Source organism: Streptomyces populi (genome assembly GCF_002911015.1).
GTDB lineage: Bacteria > Actinomycetota > Actinomycetes > Streptomycetales > Streptomycetaceae > Streptomyces > Streptomyces populi.
The window spans coordinates 90,728-103,430 of the sequence record NZ_KZ626857.1; the positions used below are offsets into that span (position 1 = coordinate 90,728).

General features: G+C 73.1%; 10 protein-coding genes and 1 rRNA gene. 5 read left to right on the forward strand and 6 right to left on the reverse strand.

Features of this window, described 5'->3' with window-relative positions; genetic code table 11:
- Positions 1-15: 15 nt before the first annotated feature.
- From CW362_RS44035 to mtnA, 5 genes are all read right to left on the reverse strand, one after another.
- Positions 16-852 (reverse strand): ComF family protein, encoded by an 837-nt coding sequence (locus CW362_RS44035; RefSeq protein ID WP_206300939.1) that lies wholly within the window; start codon positions 850-852, stop codon positions 16-18.
- A 135-nt stretch (positions 853-987) separates the two neighbouring features.
- Complete coding sequence (locus CW362_RS12485) at positions 988-2,832, reverse strand: LpqB family beta-propeller domain-containing protein (RefSeq protein ID WP_103549473.1); 1,845 nt, start codon at positions 2,830-2,832, stop codon at positions 988-990.
- Positions 2,822-4,906: an MtrAB system histidine kinase MtrB gene (mtrB, locus tag CW362_RS12490; RefSeq protein ID WP_103549474.1), complete on the reverse strand. Its 2,085-nt coding sequence runs from the start codon at positions 4,904-4,906 to the stop codon at positions 2,822-2,824. Before mtrB ends, CW362_RS12485 begins: the two co-directional genes overlap by 11 nt.
- A gap of 1 nt (position 4,907) precedes the next feature.
- Complete coding sequence (mtrA, locus tag CW362_RS12495) at positions 4,908-5,597, reverse strand: two-component system response regulator MtrA (RefSeq protein ID WP_192582811.1); 690 nt, start codon at positions 5,595-5,597, stop codon at positions 4,908-4,910.
- Positions 5,598-5,605: 8 nt separating this feature from the next.
- Positions 5,606-6,751 (reverse strand): S-methyl-5-thioribose-1-phosphate isomerase, encoded by a 1,146-nt coding sequence (gene mtnA / locus CW362_RS12500; RefSeq protein ID WP_103549476.1) that lies wholly within the window; start codon positions 6,749-6,751, stop codon positions 5,606-5,608.
- Between the two features lie 140 nt (positions 6,752-6,891).
- Between mtnA and CW362_RS12505 the strand changes: the two genes are divergently transcribed.
- Genes CW362_RS12505 through CW362_RS12525 form a run of 5 tightly spaced genes read left to right on the forward strand, consistent with a single transcriptional unit; the run spans position 6,892 to position 12,487 of the window.
- Entirely contained in the window at positions 6,892-8,205 is a 1,314-nt protein-coding gene (locus CW362_RS12505; RefSeq protein WP_103549477.1) for a DUF7847 domain-containing protein, read from the forward strand.
- Positions 8,206-8,209: 4 nt separating this feature from the next.
- The gene (locus CW362_RS12510) at positions 8,210-8,968 is read left to right on the forward strand and encodes a DUF4129 domain-containing protein (RefSeq protein ID WP_103549478.1); all 759 of its coding nucleotides are present in this window, start codon (positions 8,210-8,212) and stop codon (positions 8,966-8,968) included.
- Entirely contained in the window at positions 8,965-10,179 is a 1,215-nt protein-coding gene (locus CW362_RS12515; RefSeq protein ID WP_103549479.1) for a DUF4350 domain-containing protein, read from the forward strand. The genes CW362_RS12510 and CW362_RS12515 overlap by 4 nt, the downstream gene beginning before the upstream one ends.
- A complete protein-coding gene (locus tag CW362_RS12520) occupies positions 10,179-11,177 on the forward strand; it encodes an AAA family ATPase (protein ID WP_103549480.1) in 999 nt (332 codons plus the stop codon). Before CW362_RS12515 ends, CW362_RS12520 begins: the two co-directional genes overlap by 1 nt.
- Complete coding sequence (locus CW362_RS12525; RefSeq protein ID WP_103549481.1) at positions 11,177-12,487, forward strand: DUF58 domain-containing protein; 1,311 nt, start codon at positions 11,177-11,179, stop codon at positions 12,485-12,487. The genes CW362_RS12520 and CW362_RS12525 overlap by 1 nt, the downstream gene beginning before the upstream one ends.
- Positions 12,488-12,639: 152 nt before the next feature.
- Here CW362_RS12525 and rrf read toward each other — a convergent pair.
- A 5S ribosomal RNA gene (rrf, locus tag CW362_RS45835) occupies positions 12,640-12,703 on the reverse strand; the annotation flags it as partial.

A 12,703-nucleotide genomic window follows, 5' to 3' on the forward strand; every position in this document is an offset into this window, starting at 1 on the left:
GATGCAAGTTCTCGGTCAGTTCCGGTTTATTTCGAAGGCGTCCAGAGGTGCCGCGATCACGGCCGAACAGACCGCGCCACCGCTCGTTCCTTCGGCCTGCTCCCTACCCACGATTCGTCCGTACATCTCCGCCCGTCCCGTCCTCTCACCCGTCCATAGCAGCGCCCGCGCGTCCGGCCGCGCGCCCCGCACCGCCCGCGCCGCCTCCGCCAGCGACGCCCCCGTCGTCATCAGGTCGTCCACCAGCACGATCCGGCCTCCCCCGGCCAGCAGCCGCTCGCCCCCGGCGACGACCTCCAGGGCACCCGCCAGGTTCACCGCCCGCTGACGGGAGTTCAGCCCGGCCTGGTCGGCCACGGCACGCCGCTGCCGCAGCACCCCGAGCACCCGGGCCGGCGTCCCCGTGCGCCGCAGCTCGCCCGCCGCCGCGAGAGCGATCCGCCGCACCGGATCATGGCCCCGCGCCCGGACCGCCCACCGCGCCGACGGCACCGGTACGAGCAGCACCGGCCGTTCCCGCGAAGCCGGGGACCGCCCCGCCGGACCAGGGCGTCCCACCGGCCCCGTACCCGCTCGCACGGCCCCCGCGAGGGCAGCGCCCAGGGGTGCCGCCAGGGCCAGCGCACCCCGTTCCTTGTGGGCGAGGAGCACGGCCCGCACCTCGTCCCCGTAAGGAGCCGCCGCGTGCACGACAGGCAGCCCGGCCGGCTCGGGCGCCGGTCGCACCCGGCACGGAGCGGCCCCCGTCAGGACGGCACGGCACCCGGGACAGAGCACCGTGCGAGGCCTTCCGCAGCCTCCGCACTCGGCCGGCAGCACCAGATCCGTGAGGTCCCGCCACCACCCCCGCATGACCACCACTGTGCCGACGCCCGGCCCGTTCGGCCACCCCTGTGGAAAACCCTGGAGCACCGGCTGTGGACGGCTCCCGGAACGGCGGTGGGCCCGCCCGGAGACCGGACGGGCCCACCTCTGACGCACACGGCGCTACCCCGGATAGACCGGTGCCGTCCCGTCCTGGACCACCTTCTGCCACTGCTCCCCCGCCGACAGCCGCACGATCCCGTCCGTGTCCGAGTGCGCCACCAGCGGCAGCTGCTCGTCCTCGGACGCGGCGATCTCCTTGACGTTGGCCAGCGCGGAGGGCGAGGTGCCCAGCGGGGTGGAGCCGTCGACCTGGACGTACTGCATCTGCTGCACGCCGCCCTTCTCGCTGCCGACCACCACGAGGCGGCTGTCCCCGGCCCAGGACATGGCCGTGACCTCCTCGAGCTGGGGCGCCACGGAGCGCGGTTCGAAGATGAACGCGCCGTCGGGCTCGTCCTGCTTGGACCGCTCGATGCGCCCGATCTGCAACGAGCTCTTCCCGTCCTTCTCGACGATCAGCGCGATGCGCGCACCGTCGGCGGCCACCCGCACCGCCTCGACGCGCCCGTCGAGCACCGGCGCCTGCACGACGACGGGCTCGCCCGCGCCCTTGCGCAGCAGGAGCAGCCTGGGGTTCTTCGGGTCGCGGTCGGCCACCCACAGATCGCCGCTCGCGTCCCAGCTCGGGGTCGTCAGCCGGTCGTCGGCCGTCGCGCCCTGGCTGCGCACCACCGGCTCGGCGAGCGAACCGCCCGGCACCAGCGACCCGACGTACAGGTTCCGGCCGTCGGCCGACACCCCCGCGGCGGTGTCCTCGTCCCGCGACACCGCGGCCGCCCGCAGCTTCTTGCCGCCCTCGCCCAGCGCGCCGGGCACCGGCTCGGGCTTCTTGTCACGGTTGCCGCCGGGCATCCGCACGAGCCTCTGGTCGTGATCGATGAAGTACTGGTACTCGGGGTGCTCGCCCGTACCGTGCAGGGCGACGCTCTCGGCCTTGGCCTTGGTCAGCACGCACAGCTGCGAACCGTTCGCCCGCTGGAGCTCCACCTCGTCGACGCCCGTGGGGGTCAGGTCCCGGAGGGTGAGGAGGATCTGGGCCGCCATCTCCCGGCACTGGGTGCTTCCGACGCGGTCGGCCTTCGCGTTCAGCGGCACCGTGACGCTGTTGCGGTCGTCGGGCGACAGTGACACGTCGCCGTTCTTCAGTTCCGTGCCCGAGGGGAAGCTCGACCTGACCACCGGGTCCAGCCACCTCGTGGGCCCCTTCAGGAGCGCGCGCACGATCTGTGTCATCGGGTCCACCTGCGCGCGCACGTAGACCGGGTCGGCGACGGTCCCCAGGGGACGGCCGGTCCCGGAGTTCCCGTTCGACGCGTAGTAGTACTTGTTCACGGACATGTAGTTGCGCTGGAAGTCCGACGCGCCCATCACCACGCCCTGCGGCAGCCCGTCGATACGCCACTGCTTGTTGCTCTTCAGCTTGGTCAGGTGCACCGATCCGCTGTACTGGCCGGAGTCCGGCCCGTACGCGTGCCGGCCGTCCACGGTGGCGACCTTGCTGCCGTTCAGCCGGAACAGGACGTCACGACTGCCGTCCTTGGTCCCCGAGGGCGCTCCCACGGGCTCCGGCGCGTCCGCGAGGACCGTCGTCGAACGGTACGGGTCCCATGTCTTGCGCGCGCTGTCGGTGAGGTACTTGCCGGCCGTCTCGTACTTGGCGTCGTCGCTGGTCAGCGCCTCCAGGAAGCCCTGCACGATCTCCGCCGCCGAGGCACCGGGATGCGGCGGCACGGCGTAGACGCGGACCTGCGGGTCCTGGCGCGGGGTGGACTCCACCCCGCGCAGGTCCCCGCTGTCCGGCATCGAGGCGCACCCCGCCACCAGCAGGGCCCCACAAGCCGCGTACACCACGACGCTCACCGAACGGCGTCCGCGGACACCGTTCCCCCCGCGGTCAGCGCCCACGAAATGCCTCCCCATGTCCGAGCTCCTCCGGCGTGTCGCCGTCCTGCCCCCGCTCCTGTGCGGTCCGTTCCCGGCCCGTGCCGGATGTCTCTTCCTGACGGCGCAGCGTCCCGGCGGGCCGGGGCACCACGCGGGCGCCGTTGCCCGGCAACGCGGTCGGATCGGCCGTGGCCGCGGTCCCGGCCAGCCGCGGGGCCATGGCCCCGCGAGGCGGAATCGGGTCGGACGCGGCCCCGGCCTGCTGCACGGGGACCGTGGCGAGCTTCGTGGCGCCGCCGTGCGGCAGACCGGCGTCGTCGAGTCCGCGGTTGCGCCGGGAGTCCTTGGGCTCCAGGGGTATCGGCGATCCCCTGAGGGGCTCGTCCGCCGTCCGCGGCAGGGTGAGCCGGAACTGCGAACCGCCGCCGGGCTCGCCCCATGCCTGGAGCCAGCCGCCGTGCAGCCGTGCGTCCTCCAGGGCGATGGACAGTCCCAGCCCCGTGCCGCCGGTGGTACGCGCGCGTGCCGGGTCGGCCCGCCAGAAGCGGCTGAACACCCGGGTCGCCTCGCCCGGCTTGAGCCCGACGCCGTAGTCGCGGACCGCGATCGCGACCGCTCCGCCCGCCGCGGCGAGCTTGACGACGACGTCCTTGCCCTCGCCGTGCTCCACGGCGTTGACGACGAGGTTGCGCAGCACCCGCTCGACCCGCCGGGCGTCCGCCTCGGCGATCAGCGGCTGCTGGTCGCCGACGACACGTATGCGCGTGCCCTTGCGCTCGGCGAGCGGCTCGGCCCCGCCGACCACCCGTCGTACGACTTCCCTGAGGTCGATGGCGTCGGCCTCCAGCGCCGCCGCGCCCGCGTCGAACCGGCTGATCTCCAGCAGGTCGGCGAGGAGCGTCTCGAAGCGGTCCAGCTGGTCGGCGAGCAGTTCCGCCGACCGCGCGGTCACGGGGTCGAAGTCCACGCGCGCGTCGTGGATGACGTCGGCGGCCATGCGCACGGTGGTCAGCGGCGTGCGCAGCTCGTGCGACACGTCGGACACGAAGCGCCGCTGCATCCGGGACAGGTCCTCCAACTGCTGGATCTTCAGCTGGAGGTTCTGCGCCATCTTGTTGAAGGCCTCGCCCAGGCGTGCGATGTCGTCCTCGCCGGTGACCTTCATACGTTCCTGGAGGCGTCCGGCGGAGAGCCGCTCGGCGATCCCGGCCGCCATCCGCACCGGGGTGACGACCTGACGCACCACGAGCCAGGCGATGGCCCCGAGGAGCACCACGACGAACAGTCCGGCCGTCGCGAGCGTGCCCTTGACCAGGCTCAGCGACTTCTCCTCCTGCGTCAGCGGGAAGAGGTAGTAGAGCTGGTACGCGTCCCCGTTGGGGTCGCTCACCTGCTTGCCGATGACCAGGGCCGGCTGGGACTCCTTGTCGTCCTTGTAGACGACGCGGGTGTAGCTCTGCGCCGCGGAGATGCTCTTGTCGATCCGGGCCCGCAGGTTCTCGGGGATGCTCGCCGTCGGGTCGACCTGGCTCGAGGACCGCGGTGCGAGACCGCCGCTGCCGTCGCCCGAGGCGGTGGAGTTGAGCGTCACGACGTCGAAGGCGCCCTGCCCGCCGCTGGAGAGGGACACGACGAGGTCGGTCATCCACTGGCTGACGTTCTTCGACGGCCGGCCGGCCGCGGCCGAACGGTCGTCGCCGTTCGCCGTCGCCTCGGCGTCCGCCTGCTGCTTGGCCACCGCGAAACCACCGGTGGCCTGGCTCTGCGAGGCCCTCACCTTGGCGTCCAGCAGACCGTTGCGCACTTGCCCGATCACGACGAAGCCGAGGAGCAGGACGACGCCCATCGACATCAGCAGCGTCGTCGCGACGATCTTGAGCTGGATGTTGCGCCGCCACAGCCGCATCACGGGCAGCAGCGGACGGCGCACCCAGCGTATGAGCAGCCTGAGGACCGGGCTGCCCTGGACCCCGCCCTGGAGCAGCCCTCCCTCGAAGAACCGCTCCCAGCGAAAGCCCTTCATCTTCCGGCCGACAGGCCGCCCCGAACGATCCCCCTGCTCAGCGGACGCCGAAGCGGCACTGTCCCATGACATGTCAGCTCGGTCCTGCCTTGTATCCGACGCCTCGGACGGTCACCACGATCTCCGGACGCTCCGGGTCCTTCTCGACCTTGGAGCGCAGTCGCTGGACGTGCACGTTGACCAGACGGGTGTCCGCCGCGTGCCGGTAGCCCCACACCTGCTCCAGGAGGACCTCACGCGTGAACACCTGCCACGGCTTGCGCGCCAGGGCGACCAGCAGGTCGAACTCCAGCGGCGTCAGCGCGATCGACATGCCTTCCCGTTTCACAGAGTGACCGGCGACGTCGATGACGAGATCGCCGATCGACAGCTGTTCGGGCGCCGGTTCCTCCGAACGGCGCAGCCGCGCCCTGATCCGCGCCACGAGCTCTTTTGGCTTGAACGGCTTCACGATGTAGTCGTCGGCGCCCGACTCGAGGCCGACCACGACATCGACGGTGTCGCTCTTCGCCGTGAGCATCACGATCGGCACCCCGGACTCCGCCCTGATCAGGCGACACACCTCGATGCCGTCCCGTCCGGGCAGCATGAGGTCCAGGAGCACCAGGTCGGGCTTGGCGTCGCGGAAAGCGGCCAGCGCCTTGTCGCCGTCAGCTACGAAAGACGGCTCAAAACCTTCACCACGCAGCACGATGCCGAGCATCTCGGCCAGTGCGGTGTCGTCATCGACGACAAGGACTCGTCCCTTCATAAACGACATCATCCCATTAACTAAATCGTTACCTGGCGTGACAAGTCACACAGCTCGGCGAGAGCCTCAGCCGTCACGGGCGAAACAACGCCCTCTTCGGTGACGATCGCCGTGATCAACTCCGGCGGCGTCACGTCGAACGCCGGGTTGTACGCCTGGGTCCCCAGGGGTGCCACAGGTATACCTCCTCCCGGCTCCGCCCCCGCCACCGGGACCTGCGGAGCTGCGATCTCCGTCACTTCATGACCCGCGCGCTGCTCGACCTCGATGGACGCGCCGTCGGGCGTGTCCAGGTCGATCGTCGTCACCGGCGCCACCACGACGAACGGCACGTGGTGGTACCTGGCCAGCACCGCGAGCGGATAGCTCCCCACCTTGTTCGCCACCGAACCGTCGGCGGCGATGCGGTCGGCCCCGATCAGCACCGCGTCCACCTCCCCGGACGCGAACAGGGAGCCCGCCGCGTTGTCCGTGAGCAAGGTGTACGCCATGCCGCTGCGGGCGGCCTCGTAGGCCGTCAGCCGGGCGCCCTGCAACAGGGGCCGCGTCTCGTCCACCCACAGCCGCCGCAACTTCCCCGCCCGGTGCGCGGCGAGCGCCACGGCGAACGCGGTGCCCTCACCCCCGGACACCAGCGCGCCCGTGTTGCAGTGCGTCAACACGCGGTGACTGCCGCCCGGCAGCAGCTCGTCGAGCAGCGCGAGACCGTGCCCGGCCATGCGGGAGCTCGCCTCGGCGTCCTGGCGGTGCAGCGTCCGCGCCGCGTGGAGTGCCGCCGCCGCTGCCGCCGCCTCGTCGCCGCCCGCGGCCAGCGCCGCCCGGTGGGCCGCCTGCGCCCTGCGCACACCCACCGCGAGGTTCACGGCGGTCGGCCGGGCACCGGCCAGCGCGAGGGCCGCCTCGTCCACGTCGAAGCCGCGTACGGCGGCCAGCGCGACGCCGTACGCCCCGGCGATCCCGAGCAGCGGTGCCCCCCGCACGGCGAGCGTGCGGATCGCCTCCACCAGCGCGGGGGCGTCCGTGCACACCAGCTCGACCTCCTCCGCGGGAAGCCGCGTCTGGTCGAGAAGGACCACCACGGGGCCTTCGGGCGGTTCGTGCCAGCGGATCGCGGGTGTCTCCGTCGGCCCGTCGTTCTCGCGGGGTTGCGCGTAGTGATCGGCCATCCGCCCAGTCTGCCCCGTACCCGGCGGACAATTGAAGGTGTGCAGCCCATACGGGGCCCGTCCCCCGCCGGGCGCGCCGTGACACGATGGCTGTCGACCTGCCGCCGCGACCGCGCAACGGGCACCGTGAAGGAGCGACGATGAACGACACTCCGGGCTGGGCGTCGCCCGGATCCGCCCCCTCCGGCGCGAAGGAGCCGGACTCCTCCGGCACCCCGGAGCCCGCCGACCAGGACGGAACGACCCCGCCCGAGCAGCCCTCGAAGTGGTCCAAGGAGCAGCCGCCGCCCGGCCAGTGGTCCGCGCCCGGCGCCCAGGCCCCCGCGCAGGCCCCGCCCCCCGCCGCACCCGGCTGGGGCGGTCGGCCCCCCGGCGGCCAGAACGGCGGACACGGCGGGTGGAACGGCCCCGGACCCGGCGGACCCGCGGGCTGGGGCGGCCAGTGGGGCGCCCGGCCGGCCGCCGCCAAGCCCGGTGTGATCCCGCTGCGCCCGCTCGGCGTCGGCGAGATCCTGGACGGCGCCGTCTCGACCATGCGCAGCTACTGGCGCACGGTCCTCGGCATCTCCCTGGCCGTCGCCGTCGTCACGCAGGTCGCCGTCATCCTGCTCCAGGGTTTCGTCCTGGACGACAGCGCGAGCACGGAGGCGCTGAACGACCCGAGCGCCACCCTCGGCGAGCTGACCCGGGCCATGGGCGACACCCTCCTCAGCTCCGGCCTCGTCCTGCTCGTCACCCTGCTCGGCACCATCGTCGCGACGGCCCTGCTCACCTCGGTGACCAGCCGCGCCGTGATCGGCAAGCCGGTGACCACCGGCGAGGCCTGGCGGGACGCCCGTCCCCAGCTGGCCAAGCTGTTCGGCCTGACCCTGCTGCTGCCCCTCATCGCCGTCGCGGTCCTGGGCGCCGGAGCGGCTCCGGGCCTGCTCGTCGTGGCGGCCGGCTCGAACGAGGCCGGTGTCGCGCTCGCCGTCCTCGGCGCCTTCGCCGCGGGCTTCGTCGCCCTCTGGCTGATGATCCGCTTCTCGCTCGCCTCTCCCGCCCTGATGCTGGAGAAGCAGGGCATCGTGAAGTCGATGCGCCGCTCCGCGAAACTCGTCCGCGGCTCCTGGTGGCGGGTGTTCGGGATCCAGCTGCTCGCCACGATCATCGCCAACATCGTGGCGTCGATCATCGTGATCCCCTTCGCCGTCCTCGCCGCGGCACTGAGCGGCGACGGCTTCGCCGGCTTCCTCGACAGCTCCGGCGGCGACCTCGGCTGGACCTTCCTCATCGTCAGCGGCGTCGGCTCGGTCATCGGATCCATGATCACCTTCCCGATCACCGCGGGCGTCACGGTGCTCCTGTACATCGACCGGCGCATCCGCCGCGAGGCGCTCGACCTCGACCTGGCCCGGGCCGCCGGGCTCCAGGGCTACGGCGGCGAGACCTCCGGCACCACCCCGGGGAGCTGATGCGTTGAACGGGGCGGGGGGAGTTCTCACGGCGGTACTCGCGGGGCCGCGCACCGGTGCGGCAGCGGCCCTCGCGTCACGGCACGACGGCACACCACCGGTGACGACACCGCGCGAGGCCGCCCGGGAGGCGGCCAGACGCGAACTGTCCAAGCGGATGTACCACGAGAACGACCCCGGCCTCGTCCGGCGTGCCCTGAACGCCTTCTGGGACTGGATCGACCGGCTGTTCGGCGCCGCCTCGGCCGCGACACCCGGCGGAACGCTCGGGCTCGTCGTCATCGTCCTCACGGCCGTGGCGGTCGTGGCCGCCCTGTGGTGGCGCCTGGGCACCCCGCACCGCACCCCCGTCCCGTCCGCCGCCCTCTTCGACGACCGCCCCAGGAGCGCCGCCGAACACCGCGCCGCCGCCGAGGCGCACGCCGCCCGGGGCCACTGGAACCAGGCCGTCCAGGAACGGATGCGCGCCGTCGTGCGGTCCCTGGAGGAACGCGCCCTCCTCGACCCGCGCCCCGGCCGCACGGCCGACGAGGCAGCCGCGGAGGCGAGCCGCTCCCTGCCCTCCCACACCGACCGGCTGCGCGCCGCCGCACACGACTTCGACGACATCACGTACGGCGGCAGGACGGGGGACCCGCGCGCGTACCAGCGCCTCACCGAGCTCGACCGCGACCTGGAGCGCACCAGGCCCGTACTCGCGGGCGACACCCGCGGCACGGACCGGAACACGGCCCACGACGGCCACCCGGGAGCCACCTCATGACCGAGGCCGCCCCCGCTCCCACCTCGTCCTCGCCCCCTGCCCCCACCTCGTCCTCGCCCACCGCCCGCCAGTGGTGGACCCGCACACGCGGAGTCGTCCTCGCGCTCGTCCTCCTGCTGGTGGCCGCCGTCGCGATAGCCGCGGTCCGCTCGGAGGCCCGGCACGGCCGCCTCGACCCGCGCTCCGCCGACCCCTCCGGCAGCAGGGCCCTCGCCCAGCTCCTCGCCGACCGGGGCGTCCCCACCCGCGTGGTCACCACCCTCGACGAGGCCCGCTCCGCGGCCGGCCCCGACACCACCCTGCTGGTCGCGGCCCCCGACCTGCTGACCGAGCGCCGGCAGACCCTCCTGCGCACGACGACGGAACGCTCCGGCGGCCGTACGGTCCTGGTCTCCCCCGGACCGCCCTCCATCGGCACCCTCGTCCCCGGCGTCACCGCCGACCCCGCGGTCAGCTTCGACTCGACGCTCTCCCCCCGCTGCGAACTGCCCGCCGCCCGCCGGGCGGGCCCCGCCGACACGGGCGGCATCCGCTACACCACCACCGACCCGGACGCCGACACCTGCTACCCGAGCGACGGACTGCCCACGCTCCTGCGCGTGCCGACCGGCTCCGCGGGCGGGGACACCGTCGTGCTCGGCGCCCCCGACATCCTCTCCAACGACCGTCTCGACGAGCAGGGCAACGCCTCGCTCGCGCTCCAGCTCCTCGGCTCCCGCGACCGTCTGGTCTGGTACCTCCCCTCGCTCTCCGACGACTCGGCCACCGGCACGGGCGGCCGGAGCTTCTTCGACCTGATCCCCTCGGGCTGGCTCTGGGGCACAGTGCAGCTCTTCGTCGCCGCCGTCCTGGCGGCGCTGTGGCGGGCACGCCGCATGGGCCCCCTCGTACCCGAACGGCTTCCCGTCGCGATCCGCGCCTCCGAGACCACCGAAGGCCGCGCCCGCCTCTACCGCAAGGCCTCCGCCCGCGACCGCGCGGCCGCCGCTCTGCGCTCCGCCACCCGCACCCGCCTCGCCCCCCTCATCGGCGTATCCCCGGCCCGGGCACACGCGCCCGAGACCCTGCTCCCCGCCCTGGCCGCCCGCCTCGACGGCGACTCAGGGGCCCTGCTGCCGCTCCTCTTCGGACCGCCGCCCCGCGACGACGCGGCCCTCGTCTCCCTCGCCGACCAACTCGACGCCCTCGAAAGAGAGGTACGCATTTCATGATGGACCCGACCACCGACAAAGCCGGGTACACCGGGCGCTCCGGGGACGCGGACACCGCCCGCTCCTCCCTGGAAGCCCTGCGCACCGAGATCGCCAAAGCCGTGGTCGGCCAGGACCCCGCCGTGACCGGCCTCGTCGTCGCCCTCCTGTGCCGCGGACACGTCCTCCTCGAAGGAGTCCCCGGAGTCGCCAAGACGCTGCTCGTCCGCGCGCTCGCGTCCGCGCTGGAACTCGACACCAAGCGCGTCCAGTTCACCCCCGACCTGATGCCGAGCGACGTCACCGGCTCGCTCGTCTACGACGCCCGCACCGCCGAGTTCTCCTTCCAGCCCGGCCCGGTCTTCACCAATCTCCTGCTCGCCGACGAGATCAACCGCACGCCTCCCAAGACCCAGTCGTCGCTGCTGGAGGCGATGGAGGAACGCCAGGTCACCGTCGACGGCACCCCCCGCCCGCTCCCCGAGCCCTTCCTGGTCGCCGCGACCCAGAACCCGGTCGAGTACGAGGGAACGTATCCGCTCCCCGAGGCCCAACTGGACCGCTTCCTGCTCAAACTGACGATCCCGCTGCCCTCCCGCCAGGACGAGATCGACGTCCTCACCCGCCACTCCGAGGGCTTCAACCCGCGCGACCTGCGCGCCGCGGGACTGCGTCCGGTCGCCGGCGCCGCCGACCTCGAGGCCGCCCGCGCCGCGGTCGCCAAGACGACGGTCTCCCCCGAGATCACCGGCTACGTCGTCGACCTGTGCCGCGCGACCCGCCAGTCGCCGTCGCTCACCCTCGGCGTCTCCCCGCGCGGCGCGACCGCCCTGCTCGCCACGGCCCGCGCCTGGGCCTGGCTGACCGGCCGCGACTACGTCATCCCCGACGACGTCAAAGCCCTGGCCCTGCCGACCCTCCGCCACCGCGTCCAGCTCCGCCCCGAGGCCGAGATGGAGGGCGTGACGGCCGACTCCGTCATCAACGCGATCCTCGCCCACGTCCCCGTCCCCCGCTGATGGCACTCACCGGACGCGCCGCCCTCCTGGCGGCCCTGGGCGCCCTCCCCGTCGGCATCTGGGGACCGGGCTGGACGGGCATCCTCGCCGTCAACGTCCCGCTGGCCCTGGCCTGCGCCTGCGACGCCGCCCTCGCGGCTCCCGTACGACGCCTCGGCCTGACCCGCTCCGGCGACACCTCGGTACGCCTCGGCGAATCCGCGGACGTCACGCTCACCGTCACCAACCCCTCCGGCCGCCCGCTGCGCGCACACCTGCGGGACGCCTGGCCGCCGAGCAGCTGGGAACCCGGCACGGAGGTCGAGGCGTCCCGCCACCGCCTGACGGTCCCCGCCGGCGAACGCCGCCGTCTGACGACCCGTCTGCGCCCCACGCGCCGCGGTGACCGCCGCGCCGACCGCGTCACGATCCGCTCGTTCGGCCCCCTCGGCCTGTTCTCCCGTCAGGGCAGCCACGAGGTCCCCTGGACCGTACGCGTCCTGCCCCCCTTCACCAGCCGGAAGCACCTTCCTTCCAAACTGGCCCGGCTCCGCGAACTCGACGGCCGCACCAGCGTGCTGACGCGCGGTGAGGGAACGGAGTTCGACAGTCTGCGCGAGTACGTTCCCGGCGACGACACCCGTTCCATCGACTGGCGCGCCACGGCCCGCCGGACGACGGTCGCCGTACGCACCTGGCGTCCCGAGCGCGACCGCCACATCCTGCTGGTCCTCGACACCGGCCGCACCTCCGCGGGCCGCGTCGGCGACGCCCCCCGCCTCGACGCCTCCATGGACGCGGCCCTGCTCCTCGCCGCCCTTGCCTCCCGTGCCGGCGACCGCGTGGACCTGCTCGCCTACGACCGCCGGGTACGCGCCCTCGTCCAGGGCCGTGCGGCGGGCGACGTCCTCCCGTCCCTGGTCGACGCGATGGCCGGCCTCGAACCGGAGCTCGTCGAGACGGACGCCCGCGGCTTGACCGCCACGGCCCTGCGTACGACGCCGCGCCGCTCCTTGATCGTGCTTCTGACGACCCTCGACGCCGCCCCTGTGGAGGAGGGCCTGCTCCCCGTCCTCTCCAGCCTCACCCAGCGCCACACGGTCCTGCTGGCATCGGTCGCGGACCCGCACATCGCGCGCATGGCGAAGGCCCGGGGAGACGTCGACGCGGTGTACGAGGCAGCGGCGGCGGCCCAGGCCGAGGCCGGACGCCGACGTACGGCCGAAACACTGCGGCGTCGCGGGGTCACCGTCGTCGACGCGACTCCGGACGACCTGGCACCGGCTCTCGCTGACGCCTATCTGGCCCTGAAGGCGGCAGGCCGTCTGTAGGAGACGGGGCCTGTAGAAGACGGAACCTGTAGAGGACCGAGAGCGAGGAAACCCTGGCCCGTGGGGTCGGCTTTCGGTTCCGGGAAAACTGTTCCTGAACGCAGAAAACCCCCGTACCGGTATCCCCGGCACGGGGGTTTTCTTCAAAATTTGTTCGGCGGCGTCCTACTCTCCCACAGGGTCCCCCCTGCAGTACCATCGGCGCTGTGAGGCTTA

Bases quoted from the DNA above. Each gene is read 5' to 3' on its own strand.
- mtrB (WP_103549474.1), bottom strand. From the start codon at position 4,906: ATGTCATGGGACAGTGCCGCTTCGGCGTCCGCTGAGCAGGGGGATCGT.
- mtnA (WP_103549476.1), bottom strand. From the start codon at position 6,751: ATGGCCGATCACTACGCGCAACCCCGCGAGAACGACGGGCCGACGGAG.
- CW362_RS12515 (WP_103549479.1), top strand. From the start codon at position 8,965: ATGACCGAGGCCGCCCCCGCTCCCACCTCGTCCTCGCCCCCTGCCCCC.
- CW362_RS44035 (WP_206300939.1), bottom strand. From the start codon at position 852: ATGCGGGGGTGGTGGCGGGACCTCACGGATCTGGTGCTGCCGGCCGAG.
- CW362_RS12520 (WP_103549480.1), top strand. From the start codon at position 10,179: ATGGACCCGACCACCGACAAAGCCGGGTACACCGGGCGCTCCGGGGAC.
- mtrA (WP_192582811.1), bottom strand. From the start codon at position 5,597: ATGATGTCGTTTATGAAGGGACGAGTCCTTGTCGTCGATGACGACACC.
- CW362_RS12505 (WP_103549477.1), top strand. From the start codon at position 6,892: ATGAACGACACTCCGGGCTGGGCGTCGCCCGGATCCGCCCCCTCCGGC.
- CW362_RS12525 (WP_103549481.1), top strand. From the start codon at position 11,177: ATGGCACTCACCGGACGCGCCGCCCTCCTGGCGGCCCTGGGCGCCCTC.